The organism is Pseudomonas sp. AC112, from assembly GCF_979253545.1.
In genome coordinates, this window is record NZ_CEEDCM010000001.1 from 568,268 (window position 1) to 586,434 (window position 18,167).

Here is an 18,167-nt window from a genome sequence, read left to right on the forward strand (position 1 = left end):
CGCACAGGTGCGCGCCATCCTGGGGATGGATCAACGTAGGAATGAGGTGTCTGGTGGGCGTGCGTGTCGGCAGTGGAACAGGGCCCAGAACGCGAGATCGGACGGCAGTGTCGCGGGGTGGGTGTCGGAGGAGCCGTCCATGCGGGAATCACAGTGCTAGAGATAAACGCCAGCGTCACATGCCTGCATAGGTGGTTAAATTCAGGGTTGGCGGAGTTTGGTTGCAACTTGGCTAAACATTCACCGCGCCTTGCCACCTGGCCCAGCGCTGGAAATAATGAGCGCCCTGCCCATGCCCCAAGGACTCGACCGCATGAAAGTTCCTTTCGCCCTGTGTGTACTCGGCCTGGCAACCAGCGCCCTGGCCGACACCGCCCCGTCGCGCCTGGACGAGGTGCTCAAGCGCGGCACGCTCACGGTCTGCACCACCGGCGACTACAAGCCCTACACCGCCTTGCGCGCCGACGGCCGCTATGAAGGCATCGACATTGCCATGGCCGAGTCCCTGGCCAAGAGCCTCAACGCCACCATCCAATGGGTGCCCACCACCTGGAAAACCCTGATGCCGGACTTCCTGGCCCAGCGCTGTGACATTGCCGTGGGCGGGATTTCGGTGTCCCTGGAACGCCAGAAGAAGGCGTTCTTCAGCCAGTCCCTGGGCGTCGACGGCAAGATCCCACTGGTGCGGTGCGACGATGTGAAGCGTTACCAGACCGTCGAGCAGATCAACCAGCCCCAGGTGCGGGTGATCGAACCGGCAGGCGGCACCAACGAAGTGTTCGCCCGCGCCCACCTGGGCCAGGCGCAAATCCGTTTGCACGACAACGTGACCATCTTCGACGAACTGCTGTCGGGCAAGGCCGACGTGATGATCACCGACGCCAGCGAAGCGCGTTACCAGCAAAAGCTCAAACCCGGGCTGTGTGCAGTCAACCCGGAGCGGCAGATGCAGTACAGCGAAAAAGCCTTTTTGCTGCCGCGTGATGACGTGGCCTGGAAGAGCTATGTCGACCAATGGTTGCACCTGAGCGTCGCCACCGGGGTGTATGACGGCATCGTCAACCAATGGCTGGCGGCGCCTTGAGCCAGGGCCGTCTACGCTGTGGTCACACCAACAATAACGAGGGATGGGCCATGAAGGGACTGCTCCGACTCAGCTGGCTGCTGCTGTTGTGTTTCAGCCAGGTGCACGCCGCGACGACTCAGGATGAGGACGCGCAGGCGGCCAAGGCGCTGCTGGAAAAAGCCTTGGCTTACTACCAGAGCAACGGCGACAAGGCCTTTGCCGCTTTTAGCCGGCAGGGCGAATTCGTCGACCACGACCGCTATGTGTTTGTGGTTGACACCAGAGGCGTGCTGCTGGCCAGTGGCGGGCCCTCCTCCGCCTTGATCGGCCGCGATGTGTCCGAAGTGCTGGGCCCGGATTTGCGCCAGTCGTTCAAGGACGCACTCAAGCGCCCGGAAGGCCAGGGCATCCAGCAGGCCGATTACCGCTGGCAGAACTGGAACGACGGCAAGGTCGAGCATAAACATGTGTTTTATCAGCGCGTGGGCGAACGCATCCTGGCGGTGGGTTATTACTTGCCACGGGCTACGCCGGAACAGGCCAGGGCCTTGCGCAACAAAGCGGTGAACGCGTTGCTCAAGGATGAAGCCGGTACGCTTACGGCCATCAACTCATTGCAGGGGGGGTTCCTGCAGGATGATCTCTATGTGTTTGTGGTCGACCTGGATACCCAGCGCTATGTGGCCCACGGCACTAATCTGCGGCTGGTCAACACTGACTTCAGCAAGATCAAGGACCCGGATGGGAGGCCGGTTGGGGAGCCGATTCTCAGGCTGATGGCGGAGCAGGATCAGGGGGAATATAAGTACCGTTGGAAGAACCCGGTGACCGATAAGGTTGAGAATAAGCATGCGTATGTGCGTAAGGCGGGGCATTTCATGGTTGCGGTGGGGTATTACAGCCCTTGATGGGGTGTTGAAATGCGATGGTCTGTGGGGGGTTGCTCCCCCAATTTCGTTGTAACCCTACGATCCAAAACTGTAGGAGCTGGCTTGCCAGCGATGGCGGCCTGACAGCCAACCACACTCTAACTGTCACCCCGCGATCCAAATGTGGGAGCTGGCTTGCCTGCGAAGGCGGCCTGACAGCCGAACACTCTCTGACTGTTGCCCTGCGATCCAAATGTGGGAGCTGGCTTGCCTGCGAAGGCGGCCCGACAGCCAACCACAATCCAACTCTCACCCCGTGATCTAACTGTAGGAGCTGGCTTGCCAGCGATGGCGGCCCGACAGCCGACCACAATCCAACTGTCACCCCGCGATTCAAAAATGTGGGAGCTGGCTTGCCTGCGAAGACGGCCTGACAGCCGACCGCTCTCTAACTGCTGCCCCGCGCTCCAAATGTGGGAGCTGGCTTGCCTGCGAAGGCGGCCTGACAGCCGACCGCTCTCTAACTGCTGCCCCGCGCTCCAAATGTGGGAGCTGGCTTGCCTGCGAAGGCGGCCTGACAGCCGACCTGGATGTTGGATCTGATCGGGTACATATCCGTTATTTGGGTAACGGCTGCTATGGGTTCCGCCCTTACGGCGGCTCACTTTTGAACAGCGCAAAAGTAAGCAAAACGTTCTTGCCCCAACACTCGGCACCTCGCCTAGGCTCGGTGTGCCCGTAATCCGACAGGTATTTGGGGGGCCGCCGCCACGCGCCATCCATGGCGCGGGGCGGCTAAACCGGCATCCCTGCCGGTTTACCCCCCAAATCCCTGTCGAATTCCGGCCAGCGTGTTTGATGGGGCGCCTAAGGTCAAAAGCTAGATCAAGATCACGATCAAGAGCGGCTCGCTTCGCATCGTGGTTGCGGTTGCGGTTGCGGTTGCTGTTCCTGCAGTTATTTAGCCTTGTCCTCACGGCCGCGCAGCACTCGGTTCGGCATTGCGATTGCCGCTGCGAGGCCCAGCAGTGACACTGCTGCGCTCACCATCAGCAAATGCCTGAACGTCACCGCCAGTTCTGCGCGCAGGGCGTCTTGTGCCGGGCCGGGGGCGGCGTTGAGGCCGTCGAGCAGTACGTTGCCGGAGGTGCCTTCCGCCACCGGTGCGCCGCTGGCCAGGTGGGCGAAGCTGGAGTCTTGCAGCAGCGCCAGTAGCAGCGCCGACATGCACGCTACCCCGACTGCTCCACCCAGGGAGCGGAACAGGTTGGTGGTGCTGGTGGCGACGCCAATGTCGCGCTGGTCCACTGAGTTTTGTGTGCCCACCAGCGAGGTGGGGAATTGCATGCCGGCGGCGATCCCGCACAGCAGCATGAACATCGCCGTCAGCCCCACTGCCTGGGGCGCGCTCAGGGCCATGCCGAGGATCGCGAAGGGGCTCAGCAGCGCGCCGCTGAGGATCATCGGTTTATAGCGCCCGGTCACCGAGGTCATGCGCCCGGCAAAATAGGCGCCCATCGGCAAGCCCATGGCCAGCGGCAGCAGGTGCAGGGCCGCGCTGTCAGCACCCGAGCCGGTCACGGTCTGATAACGCAAGGGCATCAGTACCGTCAGGGAAATCGCCTGGAAACTGGTGAAAAAGATCGTGCACCAGCACAACACCGCACTGCGGTTGGCGAACAGGTGCATCGGCAGCAACGGCTCGCGTGCGCGGCGCTCGTGCCACACGAATAACGTCAACGCCACCAGAGCAGCCAGCAACAGCCCCAGCACTTCGTCGTCACGCCAAGGGTGGCCCTGGCCGATTTCGGTGATGCCCAGCAGCAAGGCGGTCAGGCCGATGATCATGAGCACGGTGCCGAGGTAATCGATGATCGGCTTGCGCTGCGGTACCGGCAGCCCGACCAGGGTGCGATGGGCCACGTACCAGGCGCCGGCGCCCAAGGGCAGGTTGATCAGGAACACCCAGCGCCACGACAGGTACTCGGTCATGTAGCCGCCGAGCACCGGCCCGGCGACGCTGGCCACCGCGTACATGCTGCTGAAATAGCCCTGGTACCGCCCGCGTTCGCGGGGCGGGATGATGTCGCCGATGATCGCCTGGCTCACCGAGATCATGCCGCCGGCGCCGATGCCCTGGAGGATCCGCGCCAGCACCAGTTGCTCCATGCTTTGCGCCATGCCGCAGAACAGCGAGGCCAGGGTGAACAGGCCCATGCCGATCAGCATCATCGGCCGCCGCCCATACAGGTCGCCGAGCTTGCCGTAGATCGGCACCGCGACGGTCATCGCCACCATGTAGCCGGAGATGACCCAGGCCAGCAGGTTGACGTCATGAAACTGGGCGGAGATCGCAGGCATGGACACGGCGACAATGGTCTGGTCCAGGGCCCCCAGGAAGATCGCCATCATCAGTGAGGCGAGGATGCTGCGCACAGCAGGCAGCGGCGGAACGGGCGGGTTGAGGTGCGTCACGGCAGAACCTTCGAGCAGGGCCCGCGGGAAAAGGCGGCCCACGGGAATGCTCGATACGATAGCAGGCTATTCGATAGCTTCGTAAGGAAGTCCGACGTAATTTTCCGCGATGGTCGTGCGCCCTGCCTCGGAGTGGATGAAGTACTCAAGTTCACTCTCGGCGATGCGCTGGCTGAAGCCGTCTGCCTCGGGAAACTGATGCAGCATCGAGGTCATCCACCAGGAAAACCGCTCGGCTTTCCACACCCGCCGCAGGCAGATGGCCGAGTAGCGTTCCAGCAAGTCCACGCGCCCGTCGCCGTAGACCTTGAGCAAGATTCGATACAGCGTGCTCACATCACTGGCCGCCAGGTTCAAGCCCTTGGCGCCGGTGGGCGGCACAATGTGCGCCGCATCCCCCAGCAGGAACAGGCGCCCATACTGCATCGGCTCCACCACGAAACTGCGCAGCGGCGCGATGCTTTTTTCGATCGAGGGGCCGGTGACCAGGCCCTCGGCGAGGTGGCTGGGCAGACGCGTTTTCAGTTCGTCCCAGAAGCGCGCATCGGGCCATTCATCAATCGGTTCGTCCACCGGCACCTGCAGGTAATAACGGCTGCGGGTCGGTGAACGCATGCTGCACAAGGCAAAGCCACGCGGGTGTCTGGCATACACCAACTCCGCGTGCACCGGCGGTGTGTCGGCGAGGATGCCCAACCAACCAAAAGGATAGATTCGTTCGAAGACGTTGAGCGATTCGGCTGGGATCGATTGGCGCGCGACACCGTGGAAACCATCGCACCCGGCGATGTAGTCGCACTCCAGGCGATAGGCTTCGCCCTGATGCTCAAAGGTCAGCCAGGGCTGATCACTTTTGAGCCCGTGCGGCTGCACGTCGCTGGCTTCATACAGGGTGGTGGCACCTGCGGCGGCGCGGGCGGCCATGAGGTCGCGGGTGACTTCGGTCTGGCCGTAGATCATCACCGACTGGCCACCGGTCAGCCCCTTGAGGTCGATGTGGGTAAGCTGTCCGTTCAGCGCCAACTCGAACCCGTCATGCACCAGGCCTTCGCTATCCATACGATGGTTGACGCCCGCCTGCCTCAGCAGGTCGACCATGCCTTGTTCCAGCACCCCGGCACGGATACGGCCTTGCACGTAATCGGCGCTCTGGCGCTCTAGGATAAGGGTCTCGATACCGGCGTCGTGCAGCAGCTGGCCGAGCAACAGTCCCGAGGGACCGGCGCCGATAATAGCGACTTGGGTTTTCAACGTTTTCATTATTTTTATCGCCCGCAAGCTCCACCCGAACGGATAGGGTGAAAGAATTGTCATTGGTCTTGTAGCTGACATTTTTCACTTGAGTGGTCGGTATAAGAAGGTGAAAACTGAGCCAAAGCCTGCGCTTTTTGCCAATCGGGGCGATTACCGCACCACTCTCCTGGGTATCGGATTGAAACCATGACCAAAACCGCGATTCCGGTCTTCAAGCTTTACGGGGAAAACCAGCAATGGCCGACCCCCGATTTGTTGCACTGTGAAACCATTTCCCGGCGCAGTCGGGAATACCAGTGGGAAATCCAGCCCCACCGGCACGCGGACCTGTGCCAATTGCTGTATGTGCACAAAGGTCAGGCAGAGTTGGAAATCGAAGGCCAGCGCTCCACCCTGAACGAAGCGACATTGCAGGTATTGCCGCCGCTGTGTGTGCACGGGTTTCGTTTTTCCGAGGACGTCGAAGGCTACGTGGTGACGCTCGCCGCGCCGCTGGTCAGCCACTTGCAAACCCAACTGGGCACCACGGTGGACGGCTTGCAGGCGCTGGGCAACTACCCGGCGGGCAAGGACAGTGACTACCTGAACAGCCAGTTCGCGCGCCTGCAGGATGAATACGCCGACGAACAGCCGGCACGGGACATGATGATGCATGCACTGGTCAGCGTGCTGCTGGTGTGGATCAGCCGCCAGGCCATCCAGCGTCGCCACCCACGGGCGCCGAGGGGGCGCGAGTACTTTCGACGCTTTACCCAGTTGGTCGAGCAGCATTACCGCGAACACCCCAAGATCGAAGACCTGGCCCACAAACTGGGCATCTCGGTCTCTCACCTGAACGGGACGTGTCGGGAATTGGGTGGGCAGCCTGCGCTGCAGATCATGCACGATCGCCAACTGCTGGAGGCCAAGCGCTTGCTGACCTACACCAGCATGACCATCAATGAAATGTCGGAGGTGTTGGGTTTTTCCGACCCGACCAACTTCTCTCGACTGTTCCGTCGCCGGGTCGGGTTCTCACCGAAGGCGTTTCGCGAGCAACTGAAAACCGAAACACCACCCAATTGAATGTGGAAACCGGCTCCCACATTCAGATGCCCGGCTGTCCGCTTTTAACGCAAAGCGCTGAAGCTGCCGGTATGGGGAACGCATTGATCCTGATGGCAGCTGATCGCAAAGGTTGGCTGCATACGGGTCTGCTCCACGCGATAGGCGGCGGTCCCGTAAAGCGCGCTGGCGATGGCGCACAGGCTGACAATCATCAGGTACTTTCTGGTTTTAATGCTCATGGCACAGACCTCTGAGCGGATCTACACGGTGCTATTCAAAGCATAGGTCAACCGGCGCGAGTTGCCATTATTGGACGCCATTCAACCCGTTTATGTCGGGTTCAGAGACCGATATCCCAGACGGGTTCTTCCGGGAACCGCACCACCAGAAAATCAAGCAGGCTGCGCAGCGCCAACGGCATGTGTTTGCGCGAGGCATACACCGCGTAAACATTCATTTGCTGGGGCTCAGCCTCGGGCAGCAAACGGATCAGTTCGCCGCTGCGAATGTAATCCCCCGCCTGATAACTGGGCAACCGTGCCACCCCGGCCCCCGCCAGCGTCACCCGCAACAGGGTCGTCGCCTCGTTGGCGGTGATATTGCCCTGCACCGCCACCGACACCGGCTCGCCGTTCTCGGTGAAATGCCACAGGCTTTTGCCGAAGTAAGAGTGCGTCAAGCAATTGTGTCCAGCCAGTTCGCGCACCTGTCGAGGCTGCGGGTGCTCGCGCAGGTACGCCGGCGACGCGCAGATCACCGAACGACAAAGCGTCAGCTTGCGGGCGATCAGGTTGGGATCCAGTTCAAAACTGGTGCGGATCGCCAGGTCGATGCGCTCATCCACCAAGTTCACCGTGCGGTCGAGCATCTGCAGATCGATGCTGACCAACGGAAAACGCTTGACGTACTCGGCCACGGCATCCGCCAACTGCGCCTGGCCGAATGAGCTGCTGACACTCAGCCGCAACTGGCCCCGTGGCGCCTCGTCCGGTTCGCTGACGGCCGCCTGCATGTCACTGCACAGCTCCAGCATTTGTCGGCAGCGGGGCAGCATTTCACTACCGGCGGCGGTGAGGCTGAGCTTGCGCGTGGTGCGATGCATCAGGCGCGCGCCGACCCAATCCTCAAGCTCGGCCAGATACCGCGAGACCACTGGCCGCGACAGCTCTAGTTGATCCGCGGCGGCCGACTGGCTGCCCAGGTCGACTACCGTCACAAACACGCGCATTGCTTGAAGACGATCCATAACTTGCCCGATTTCAGAAACAAACTATGTTAAAGCATGGCATTTTTTGTTGTGTTTGGTGCAACTAAGCTCTGTGCATCACTTATCTCCTGCTGGAGCTGCACATGATCTCGACGCTCAAACGATTGGCCATCGCCACGGCCGCCCTGGCATTCGCCGCCCATGCTGCGGCAGCCGACCTGACGCTGGACGCTTACAACCCCGGCACATCGGCGATGATGCCCGTCAGCTCGGTGCTGGTCAGCGGCGAGAAGGACCTGATTCTGGTGAATGCCCAATTCGGCAAGTCCCAAGCTGAGCAGCTTGTGACCAAAATTCGCGCCAGCGGCAAGCACTTGACCACCATCTATGTCAGCGATGGCGACCCTGACTTCTATTTCGGCCTCGACACTCTGACGGCGGCTTTCCCCGATGCGAAGGTACTGGCAACGCAGCCCGTGGTGAACCATATGAAGGCCACCGTTGAGCAAAAAATCGCGTTCTGGAGCCCGAAGCTGGGCGCAGACAAACCAAGCAAAGCCGTCATCCCGCAGGTACTGCAAGGCCATACCTTGACCCTGGAAGGCAAGACGCTGGAAGTGATCGGCCTGGACGGCCCGCAGCCGGATCGCACCTTTGTGTGGATTCCATCGATCAAGGCCGTGGTTGGGGGCGTCGTCGTCTTTGAAAACACCCATGTCTGGATGGCCGATACGCAAAGCGCCAAGTCCCACACCGACTGGCTGGCCACCTTGCAACGCATCCAGGACCTGAAACCGTCTACCGTGATTCCGGGCCACTACCTGGGCACACCCACCGTGCAGTCAGTGGCCTTTACCGCCGACTACATCAAGGCCTTCGATATCGAGACCGCCAAGGCCAAGGACTCGACTGCACTGATCGCGGCGATGAAAAAGCGTTACCCGGACCTTGAAGACGAAAGCAGCTTGGAACTGAGCGCCAAAGTCGCCAAGGGCGAGATGAAGTGGTGATGGGTTTTAACCCCTAACGTACTGGAGAACGACATGAGCAAGATCGCAATCATTGGGGCCACTGGCCGTGCGGGTAGCCAACTGTTGGAAGAAGCCTTGCGCCGTGGGCATAGCGTTGTGGCCATCGCACGTAACACCGACACGCTGGCGGCGCGCCCTGGCGTCACCGTCAAGCAAGTGGATGCACTGGATGCCGCCGCCCTGCAACAGGCCGTGAGCGGCAGCGACGTGGTGATCAGCGCGGCGCATTTCGCCACCCTGCCCGCCCCAGCCGTGATCGAGCCGGTGAAAAAAGCCGGGGTGAAACACTTGCTGGTGGTAGGCGGTGCCGGTTCACTGCTGCTGCCGGGTGGCGGTCGGGTGATCGACAGTGAAGGTTTCCCGGCGGAGTACAAAGCCGAAGCCAGCGCAGGGGCAGCGTTTCTCGACACGCTGCGTCAGGAAAAAGAGCTGGATTGGACCTTCCTGTCGCCCTCGGCGGAATTCGTCGAAACCGAGCGCACCGGCAGGTTCCGCGTGGGCCAGGATGATCTGCTGGTGAGCAGTGAAGGCCGCAGCTGGATCAGCTTTGCCGACTACGCCATCGCCCTGATCGACGAAGTCGAAACACCCAAGCACTCGCGCCAACGCTTCACCGTCGGCTACTGACACCCCCTCCCGTGTAGGAGCCCGGCTTGCCGGCGATGGCGATTTCAAGGTCGCCATCGCCAGCAAGCCGGCTCCTACAACGGGGATTTGGCGTTCATGACCAACCAGTTAATCAGGGCCTCCAGCCCTGCCGAAGGCTCGGTACCCGGTGGATACACCAGGTAATACCCCATCCCCGTCGGCACCCTCAGTTCAAACGGCGTCGCCAACCGCCCGGCCTTCAAATCCTCGCCAATCAACGCACTGTCGCCAATCGCCACGCCGGAACCTTGGGACGCCACCGTCATCGCCAAGTCCAGCGTTTCAAAATGATGCCCCTGGCTCAAATTGCTCAGTCGCGTATTCGCCGCCTTCAGCCACAGCGCCCAATCCCGCTCATCCCGCGTGGGGTGCAGCAGCACCTGTTGCTGCAGGTCCGCCGGTGTGTGCAAGGCACCGAGCAATGCCGGCGCGCACACTGGGGTGAGTTGTTCATCGAACAAATGCCGCGCCTGCGCCGACTGCTCGGCGATGGGTGCGTAGATCACCGCCGCGTCGAATTGCTCGCGGCGAAAGTCCACGGTGTAGGCCACGGTGGTGGTGAGTTCCACGGGGACGTCCGGGCGCTCCTTCTGCCATTGCATCAGGCGTGGCAGCAGCCAGCGCATCACACAGGTGGAGGCCTTGAGCTGCAGGGTCTGGCGGCGACTGCCGATCTGCTCGACCGCCTCGCCGATCAGGCCAAACACCTGGTGTGCGCGCAGGGACCATTCGCGGCCCTCTTCGGTCAGGCTCAAGCCCCGCGCCTGGCGTTGGAACAGCGCGTAGCCCAAATGACTTTCCAGCCCCGCAATCTGCCGGCTCACCGCGCCCTGGGTGATATGCAGTTGCTCGGCGGCGCGAGTGAAGTTGCAGCACTGGGCCGTGACCCAGAAGGTGTGCAACGCGGGCAGCGGCGGAAGGCGTTTCATAAGGGCTGAGCCATGACGTGAGGACATGGCTAGTATGACTTTTTATCGATTGTTGCCGCTACGGGCCAGCCGGTCCAATAACGCCTTACCTCAACAATAAGAGCGACATGTATGGCGACCTGCGGCGAAGTATTGGTCAACCTCCTGGAAGGCTACGGCGTGGACCAGGTGTTTGGCATTCCCGGCGTACACACCGTGGAGCTGTACCGCGGCCTGGCCCGTTCCAGCATCCGTCACGTCACCCCGCGCCACGAACAGGGCGCCGGCTTCATGGCCGACGGTTATGCGCGCACCAGCGGCAAGCCCGGCGTGTGCTTCATCATTACCGGCCCCGGCATGACCAATATCACCACCGCCATGGGCCAGGCCTATGCCGACTCGATCCCGATGCTGGTGATCTCCAGCGTGCAGTCACGTAGCCAATTGGGCGGCGGGCGCGGCAAGTTGCATGAGCTGCCGAACCAGGGCGCGATGATGGCCGGCGTGGCGGCGTTCTCCCATACCTTGATGTCGGCGGCGGAACTGCCCGGTGTGCTGGCGCGGGCGTTTGCGCTGTTCCAGGCCGGTCGGCCGCGCCCGGTGCACATCGAAATCCCGCTGGATGTACTGGTGGAAAATGCCGATGCACTGCTGGGCAGTGAGCCGGTCAGCGTGGCCCGTGCCGGTGCGGCGCCGTCGGCGGTCAAGCAGATGAGCCAGTTGCTCGCCGCCGCCAAGCGGCCCTTGATTCTGGCCGGTGGCGGCGCCATCGACGCCGCACCCGCACTGACGCAACTGGCCGAGGCGCTCGGCGCGCCCGTGGCCCTGACCATCAACGCCAAAGGCCTGCTGCCGGCCCGCCACCCGCTGTTGATCGGCTCGACCCAGACCCTGGTCGCCACTCGCGCGCTGGTGGCCGAAGCAGACGTGGTGCTGGCCATCGGCACTGAGCTGGCAGAAACCGACTACGATGTGACCTTCGCTGGCGGCTTCGAGATTCCCGGGGCCTTGCTGCGTATCGACATCGACCCGGACCAGACCGTGCGCAACTACCCGCCGCACGTCGCCTTGGTAGCCGATGCGCACATTGCCGCCGAAGCCTTGCTCGCGGAGGTGAGCAGCCAGCCATTGCCGCCACGCAACAGTGCCTGGGGCGCTGACCGTGTGGCACGCCTGTGGGCCGAGCTGACCCCTGCCTGGGACGCCGCCACCCGTGCGCAAACGCTGTTCCTCACTACCGTCCTGGAGACATTGCCCAACGCCGTGCTGGTCGGCGACTCGACCCAACCGGTGTACAGCGGCAACCTCACCCTGAACCTCGACCACCCGCGCCGCTGGTTCAACTCATCCACCGGCTACGGCACCCTCGGCTATGCCCTGCCCGCCGCCATCGGCGCCTGGCTGGGACGCGGCGACGGGCAACCGGTGGTGTGCCTGATCGGCGACGGCGGCCTGCAATTCACCTTGCCGGAACTGGCCAGCGCCGTGGAAGCGCGCACGCCCGTCATCGTGTTGCTGTGGAATAACCACGGCTATGAAGAGATCAAGAAATACATGGTCAACCGCGCCATCGAGCCGGTCGGCGTAGACATCTACACACCGGACTTCATCGGCGTGGCCAAGGCGCTGGGCTGTACAGCCGAAAGCATCCAGGGCATCGAGCAACTGCGCACAGCATTGCGCAGCGCCGCTGATCGCCAGGGGCCGACGCTGATCGAAATCGACCAAGGGCTGTGGATGAAGGGGGTGGAGGTATGAGCACGGTATTGAACGGGATCTACATCGACGGCGCGTGGCATGCCGGTCATGACGTCATTGAGGTGATCAACCCGGCCACCGAGGCGCTGCTGGCCCAGGTCAGCGTGGGCGATGCGCTGGCAGTGAAGCGGGCGGTCGGCGCCGCCAGCGCTGCCTTCGGCGACTGGTCGAAAAGCACCGGCCGCGATCGCGCCGCCCTGCTGCGCAAGATCGCCCAGGGCGTCAACGAGCAGCGTGAACCACTGATGCACCTGCAGTCGAGCAATAACGGCAAGCCGCTGTTTGAAGCCGCGATCGATGTGGACGATGTGATCGCCACTTTCGAGTATTACGCCACGGTAGCCGACGACATGGACGACGGCCAGGACCGTGCAGTGACGCTGCCCAGTGATGACTTCAGCGCACGCCTGCGCCGTGAACCGTGCGGCGTGGTGGGGCTGATCGTGCCATGGAATTTCCCGATGGTGACCACCGCCTGGAAACTCGCCCCGGCCCTGGCAGCCGGTTGCTGCGTGGTGCTCAAACCGTCGGAAGTCACGCCCTTGGCCGAGTTGCAATTGGCGCGGATTATCGCCGAGGCCGGCGTGCCGGCTGGGGTATTCAACCTGGTCTGCGGCACAGGCCTGGACGTCGGCGCGCCGTTGGCGGCAGACCCTCGCGTAGCAAAGATCTCCTTCACCGGCAGTAACGCCGTCGGCGTGCAGGTGATGCAACGCGCGGCCGAAACCATCAAGGGCGTGAGCCTGGAGTTGGGCGGTAAATCTTCATTGTTGGTGCTGGCGGATGCCGACCTGGACCTGGCGGTGGAACTGGCCTGTGGCGGCGGATTTTTCAACGCCGGCCAGATGTGCTCCGCCACCAGCCGCGTATTGGTGGCTGACAGCCTGGCGGATGAATTCCTGCAGCGTGTGCAGGCACGCGCTGAAAGCATTCGCGTGGCCGACCCCTTTGCCGAAGAAGTAGAAATGGGCGCGCTGATCAACCGCGTGCAGTATCAGCGGGTGCTGGGGCATATCCAGCGCGGCATCGAAGACGGCGCCCGTTTGCTCTGCGGCGGTGAACGCCCGGCAGATTTGCCCAAGGGTTTCTTCATTCGCCCCACCGTGTTCACCGATGTGCCGCTCGACAGCGCGTTGTGGAACGAAGAAATCTTCGGCCCGGTCCTGTGTGTCCGCCGTTTTGCCTCCGAGGAGGACGCCATCGCCCTGGCCAATGCCAGTGATTTCGGCCTGGTCGCCAGCGTCGTCAGCACCCATACCGAGACCGCCGAACGCGTCGCCAATGCCTTGCAGGCCGGCCTGGTATGGATCAACGCACCGCAAGTCATCTTCCCGCAGACCGCGTGGGGCGGTTACAAACAAAGCAGCATCGGCCGCGAACTAGGCCCGTGGGGACTGGCCACGTTTCAAGAGATCAAACACGTAATCAGCTCCAACTAACCTAACCACACTGCGAAGCGAGCCGCTGTTGCTCGTGATCTTGATCCTGCTTTTGATCTTGATCTTGATCCTGCTTTTGATCTCAGGCGCCCCGTCAAACACGCTGGCCGGAATTCGACAGGGATTTGGGGGGTAAACCGGCAGGGATGCCGGTTTAGCCGCCCCGCGCCATGGATGGCGCGTGGCGGCGACCCCCCAAATACCTGTCGGATTACGGGCACACCGAGCCTAGGCGAGGTGCCGAGTGTTGGGGCAAGAGCCTTTTGCTTACTTTTGGGCTTTTCAAAAGTGAGCCGCCGTAAGGGCGGAACCCATAGCAGCCGTTACCCAAGTAACGGATATGTACTCGGTCTGATCCAACATCCCGGTCGGCTGTCAGGCCGCCTTCGCAGGCAAGCCAGTTCCCACATTTGGATCGCGGGGCAACAGTCAGAGAGTGGTCGGCTGTCAGGCCGCCTTCGCAGGCAAGCCAGCTCCCACATTTGGATCGCGGGGCAACAGTTAGAGAGTGGTCGGCTGTCAGGCCGTCTTCGCAGGCAAGCCAGCTCCCACATTTTTGAATCGCGGGGTGACAGTTAGTTTGTGGTCGGCTGTCAGGCCGCCATCGCTGGCAAGCCAGCTCTCACATTGGATCGACGTCGTATCAGACCGCCCGCCTGCAATTTTTAGATAGCCCCTGCGACTTTCTCATTTGCCCCACTCCCCCACCCATGGCCTGATGCCCCCTTGTTCACTCAAGGCCGTCCCATGGAAACCGTCCACACCAAACCCACCACCGCCCTCTGGCTGATGATCAGCGTCGTACTGGTCGCCCTCAACCTACGCCCATCAATGGCGGCGATCGGCCCACTGCTGTCATCGATCCGCGCCGACGTGGCATTGAGTTTCAGCAGCGCAGCCTTGCTCACCCTGTTGCCGGTGATGGCCATGGGCGTGGCGATGTTCTTTGGCATGGGCCTGGCCAAGCGCTTTGGCGAGCACCGCAGCATCGTGGTGTCGCTGCTGGTGATTGGCGTCGCCACCCTGTCACGGTTGTTCCTCGATTCAGCGCTGGAATTGATCGTCAGCGCCATCGCCGCCGGGGTGGGGATTGCGATGATCCAGGCGTTGATGCCAACACTGATCAAGTCGCGGTTCAGCGACAACGTCTCGCTGTTCATGGGCCTCTACGTCACCGCGATCATGGGCGGCGCGGCACTGGCGGCGTCGTTCGCGCCGTTCGTGCAAACACAGACCGGCAGTTGGCGCATCGGCCTGGCGATCTGGGCCGTGCTCGCCTTGCTGGCCCTGGTGTTCTGGTATGCGCAGCGCTCGGCGCTGCCGCCCCTGCCCCAAGCCGGCGCCGGCCCTCAAGAATCGTTTTTCGGCAATGGCCGCGCCTGGTTGCTGGCGATCTTCTTCGGCCTGGGTACCGCGTCCTACACCTGCGTCCTCGCCTGGCTGGCGCCGTACTACGTGGAGCAAGGCTGGAGCGAACAGAATGCCGGGTTGCTGCTGGGATTCTTGACAGCCATGGAAGTGGTGTCCGGCCTGATCACCCCTGCCATTGCCAACCGTCGCCAGGATAAGCGCGGTGTGGTGGCAGTGTTGCTGGTGCTGATCATCCTGGGTTTCTGCGGCTTGATTCTCAGCCCGCACCACCTGAGCCTGTTGTGGCCGTGCCTGCTGGGCCTGGGCATCGGCGGTCTGTTCCCGATGAGCCTGATCCTGTCCCTCGACCACCTGGACAACCCCCGCCGCGCCGGAGGCCTCACCGCATTTGTGCAAGGTATCGGCTACCTGATTGCCGGGCTGTCGCCACTGATCGCCGGGATGATCCGCGACCAACTGGGCAGCTTCGAATGGGCCTGGTGGTCACTGACGGCGGTGATCGTGGTGATGCTGCTGATCGTCACGCGCTTCGACCCTCGGCATTACGCGAGGCATATCCGCTGACGTCGTGTTGCAAAAAGTATTTGTCTCACACCAAACATAGAAACGCCCTACAGAGCTTTCTAATGGCACGCTCGTTCCGTTAAGCTTTTGCGTTGTCTTGTACTGAGTTCGGTACAACAGGTTTACGGACGAAACCGATGTTAAACAGTAACTTGCTCAGAAAGCTCGATATGCAGGACTTGATGGTGTTTATCGCAGTCTACGACCAGAGCAGCGTTACCGAGGTGTCCGAAACGTTGTTTGTCAGCCAGTCCACCGTGAGCTACAGCCTGAAGAAGCTGCGCATCAGCTTTGAAGACGAGCTGTTTATCAATACCCGCGCGGGCATGCGGCCGACCTACAAGGCCACCACCATGTATGGCCATGTGCAGAAAATCCTCGAAAGCATCAACCTGTGCCACGCCGGTGGCCAGGCCTTCGACCCGACCCAGAAAGCCGTGACCTTCAATATCTGCGCGCCGGAATACTTCGAACAGTTGATCCTGCCGCGACTGTTGAAGAACTTCGACCGCGCCGACCTGCCGGTGATCGTCAATGTGCAGAAACTGGAAACCGACATCCCCGCCGATGACCTGCGTGACGGTCGCCTCGACCTGGTGATCTGCTTTGGCCCCAACTTCCACCGCGCCCACAAGGACTTCCGCACCCAGATGCTGCTGGAGGACGACCTGGTGTGCGTCTTCGACAAGCGCTCGGCCCCACGGGAGCCGGCTTTCAGCCTGCAATCCTTCGTCGAGCGGCGCCATGTGTTCCCCACGCCGTGGACCTCCGACACCAACATGATCGACGGCTGGCTGGCGCGTCAGGCCCACAAGCGCCAGGTGGTCGCCCGCGCCAATAGCTACAGCGCGGCGCTGAAAATGATCACCGGCACCGACTTCATCGTCACCCTGCCACGCCGCGTGCAAAAGCTGCTGGCGCCGGCGACGGTGTTCGGCCATTGCGAAGCACCCAACGGCTTGCCGGGGTTCACCCTGGAGATGCAGTGGAATGAAACCAGTGAACAGGACAGTGCCAATACCTGGTTTCGTGAGCAGGTGGTCAAGGTGTGTGCGGATCAGGGGCTGTTGTAAGCCTCAGCCAATGGCGATTTTGCTGTAGGACTCGCGGTCCATGTCTACCAACTGGACGCTCAGCTGAACCTGTATATCCGCCGGCCAATCCCCAAGGTCCTGCAACGCCGCCAGCAGGCTTTCCGACAGCTGCTGCTTGACCTGCCCCGACCGCCCACTGAGCAGTGACAGCCTCACCGCAATAAAGCCACGCGGGGCGAGGGAGGTTCCCACCTGGAAGCTCTCGACCTTGACGGCACGGCTTTTGATATCGGATTCGGATGCGAACTGCCCGGACACCATCAGCACGTTATTGAGCCGCAACAGGGTCTTCTCGACAGCAAGGCCTGTGAGGTTGGCGGTGTATTCCAGGTGCAGGTGCGGCATGGCAGTTTCCATGTTTGATGTAGGAAGGTTCGTAGGTATATCACAGCGCCCCGTGTCCCAGGCATGAAAGCGCTGTCAGTCAGGGCTTGGCCGCCAGCCCTCGGTCGCTCATGAACGCTTCCAGGCGCGAACGCACCCAGCGCTCGGCCGGGTCGGTGTCGACATGGCTGAGCCAGACCATGGACAAATCCAGGGTCGGTGTCTCGAACGGAAACGGCTCGCAGAACAGTTGGCCCGACACCGCCATGGCCTCGGCGGTGTAGTCCGGCAGGCTGGCGATCAGGTCAGTGCCGGCCAACAACGCCGGCAGCGCGCTGTATTGCGGCACCGACAGCACCACGTGACGCTTGCGGCCGATTTCCGCCAGCCACTCATCGGCGAACCCGGACACGTTGGCGGTGTGGGACACCAGCACATGAGGCCGCGAGCAATATTCATCGAGGGTCAGCGGTGTGTCCGAGGCATCGGCGCGCAGCAAGCGTGGGCGGATATGGCGCAGCAGCTTGCGCTTGGCATTGGCCGGCAGGCCACGGGTCTGGGTGATACCGACGGTGATATCGCCGGAGGCCAGCAGGTCGGGAATGCGCCAGTAGTCCACATGCTGCACCACGAATACCACTTGCGGCGCTTCCTGGCGCAAGGCGCGCAGCAACGGCGGCAGCAGGCCGAACTCGACATCATCGGACAGGCCGATGCGAAAGGTCATGGTGCTGATGGACGGGTCGAAATCGTGGGTCAGGCTCAAGGCCGACGACAACGAATCCAGGGCCGGCGACAGGTGCTGGATGATTTCCTCGGCCCGCGCCGTCGGCTCCATGCGGTGGCCGACGCGAATGAACAGCGGGTCGTTGAATAGCGTGCGCAAGCGGTTGAGGGCCGAACTGATGGTCGGCTGGCCGAGAAACAGCTTCTCCGCCACCCGCGTCACGTTGCGCTCGAGCATCAACGCTTCGAACACCACCATCAGGTTGATGTCGGCCTTGCGTAATTCATTGCGATTCATCGGCGCCTGCCCCTTTCCCCAAGACAAGCCGCAGTTTAGAAAGCGCGGGGGCCTGCGTCTATGTGCGCACTGTTCATCCAGCGGCTTT

Annotated in this window: 16 protein-coding genes; 9 read left to right on the forward strand and 7 right to left on the reverse strand. The window is 62.1% G+C overall.

The genetic code is table 11. The annotated features are described in order from the left end of the window. The first annotated feature begins 313 nt into the window (after positions 1 to 313). On the forward strand, positions 314 to 1,084 hold the full coding sequence (locus tag AC0IYN_RS02765) for a transporter substrate-binding domain-containing protein (RefSeq protein ID WP_099494380.1): 771 nt from the start codon (positions 314 to 316) through the stop codon (positions 1,082 to 1,084). 50 nt (positions 1,085 to 1,134) lie between these two features. After that, the gene (locus tag AC0IYN_RS02770) at positions 1,135 to 1,974 is read left to right on the forward strand and encodes a cache domain-containing protein (protein ID WP_457240395.1); all 840 of its coding nucleotides are present in this window, start codon (positions 1,135 to 1,137) and stop codon (positions 1,972 to 1,974) included. Between the two features lie 918 nt (positions 1,975 to 2,892). Here the strand turns inward: AC0IYN_RS02770 and AC0IYN_RS02775 are convergent. Together AC0IYN_RS02775 and pobA are read right to left on the reverse strand one after the other, a co-directional pair. Next, positions 2,893 to 4,410, reverse strand: coding sequence for an MDR family MFS transporter (locus AC0IYN_RS02775; protein WP_406599947.1), 1,518 nt, complete (start codon positions 4,408 to 4,410; stop codon positions 2,893 to 2,895). A gap of 66 nt (positions 4,411 to 4,476) precedes the next feature. After that, positions 4,477 to 5,661 (reverse strand): 4-hydroxybenzoate 3-monooxygenase, encoded by a 1,185-nt coding sequence (gene pobA, locus AC0IYN_RS02780; RefSeq protein ID WP_471844737.1) that lies wholly within the window; start codon positions 5,659 to 5,661, stop codon positions 4,477 to 4,479. A gap of 189 nt (positions 5,662 to 5,850) precedes the next feature. On the opposite strand from pobA, the gene AC0IYN_RS02785 reads away from it, so the two are divergent. Further along, a complete protein-coding gene (locus AC0IYN_RS02785; protein ID WP_252993675.1) occupies positions 5,851 to 6,729 on the forward strand; it encodes a helix-turn-helix domain-containing protein in 879 nt (292 codons plus the stop codon). Between the two features lie 44 nt (positions 6,730 to 6,773). On the opposite strand, the gene AC0IYN_RS02790 is transcribed toward AC0IYN_RS02785, so the two are convergent. Further along, positions 6,774 to 6,950, reverse strand: a complete 177-nt coding sequence (locus AC0IYN_RS02790) for a hypothetical protein (RefSeq protein ID WP_177409469.1) — start codon at positions 6,948 to 6,950, stop codon at positions 6,774 to 6,776. Between the two features lie 101 nt (positions 6,951 to 7,051). After that, on the reverse strand, positions 7,052 to 7,957 hold the full coding sequence (locus AC0IYN_RS02795) for a LysR family transcriptional regulator (protein WP_406599941.1): 906 nt from the start codon (positions 7,955 to 7,957) through the stop codon (positions 7,052 to 7,054). Between the two features lie 104 nt (positions 7,958 to 8,061). On the opposite strand from AC0IYN_RS02795, the gene AC0IYN_RS02800 reads away from it, so the two are divergent. Both AC0IYN_RS02800 and AC0IYN_RS02805 read left to right on the forward strand, forming a co-directional pair. After that, positions 8,062 to 8,928 (forward strand): MBL fold metallo-hydrolase, encoded by an 867-nt coding sequence (locus AC0IYN_RS02800; RefSeq protein WP_471840465.1) that lies wholly within the window; start codon positions 8,062 to 8,064, stop codon positions 8,926 to 8,928. A 33-nt stretch (positions 8,929 to 8,961) separates the two neighbouring features. Beyond that, positions 8,962 to 9,576 (forward strand): NAD(P)-dependent oxidoreductase, encoded by a 615-nt coding sequence (locus AC0IYN_RS02805; protein ID WP_471840467.1) that lies wholly within the window; start codon positions 8,962 to 8,964, stop codon positions 9,574 to 9,576. A gap of 74 nt (positions 9,577 to 9,650) precedes the next feature. Here AC0IYN_RS02805 and AC0IYN_RS02810 read toward each other — a convergent pair whose 3' ends face one another. After that, on the reverse strand, positions 9,651 to 10,526 hold the full coding sequence (locus AC0IYN_RS02810) for a LysR substrate-binding domain-containing protein (protein ID WP_406599944.1): 876 nt from the start codon (positions 10,524 to 10,526) through the stop codon (positions 9,651 to 9,653). A gap of 111 nt (positions 10,527 to 10,637) precedes the next feature. On the opposite strand from AC0IYN_RS02810, the gene AC0IYN_RS02815 reads away from it, so the two are divergent. From AC0IYN_RS02815 to AC0IYN_RS02830, 4 genes are all read left to right on the forward strand, one after another. Next, a complete protein-coding gene (locus tag AC0IYN_RS02815; RefSeq protein ID WP_471840470.1) occupies positions 10,638 to 12,263 on the forward strand; it encodes a 5-guanidino-2-oxopentanoate decarboxylase in 1,626 nt (541 codons plus the stop codon). Beyond that, on the forward strand, positions 12,260 to 13,702 hold the full coding sequence (locus AC0IYN_RS02820; RefSeq protein ID WP_457249263.1) for an aldehyde dehydrogenase family protein: 1,443 nt from the start codon (positions 12,260 to 12,262) through the stop codon (positions 13,700 to 13,702). The genes AC0IYN_RS02815 and AC0IYN_RS02820 overlap by 4 nt, the downstream gene beginning before the upstream one ends. 747 nt (positions 13,703 to 14,449) lie before the next feature. Beyond that, the gene (locus AC0IYN_RS02825) at positions 14,450 to 15,637 is read left to right on the forward strand and encodes a cyanate transporter (protein ID WP_457240369.1); all 1,188 of its coding nucleotides are present in this window, start codon (positions 14,450 to 14,452) and stop codon (positions 15,635 to 15,637) included. 137 nt (positions 15,638 to 15,774) lie between these two features. After that, positions 15,775 to 16,710 carry a LysR family transcriptional regulator gene (locus AC0IYN_RS02830; RefSeq protein WP_406599950.1) on the forward strand — a complete coding sequence of 312 codons (936 nt, stop codon included), beginning with the start codon at positions 15,775 to 15,777 and terminating at the stop codon, positions 16,708 to 16,710. A gap of 3 nt (positions 16,711 to 16,713) precedes the next feature. Here AC0IYN_RS02830 and AC0IYN_RS02835 read toward each other — a convergent pair whose 3' ends face one another. Next, positions 16,714 to 17,076 (reverse strand): 5-carboxymethyl-2-hydroxymuconate Delta-isomerase, encoded by a 363-nt coding sequence (locus tag AC0IYN_RS02835; protein ID WP_406599951.1) that lies wholly within the window; start codon positions 17,074 to 17,076, stop codon positions 16,714 to 16,716. 79 nt (positions 17,077 to 17,155) lie between these two features. Further along, the gene (locus tag AC0IYN_RS02840; RefSeq protein ID WP_406599952.1) at positions 17,156 to 18,079 is read right to left on the reverse strand and encodes a LysR substrate-binding domain-containing protein; all 924 of its coding nucleotides are present in this window, start codon (positions 18,077 to 18,079) and stop codon (positions 17,156 to 17,158) included. Between the last annotated feature and the right edge of the window lie 88 nt (positions 18,080 to 18,167).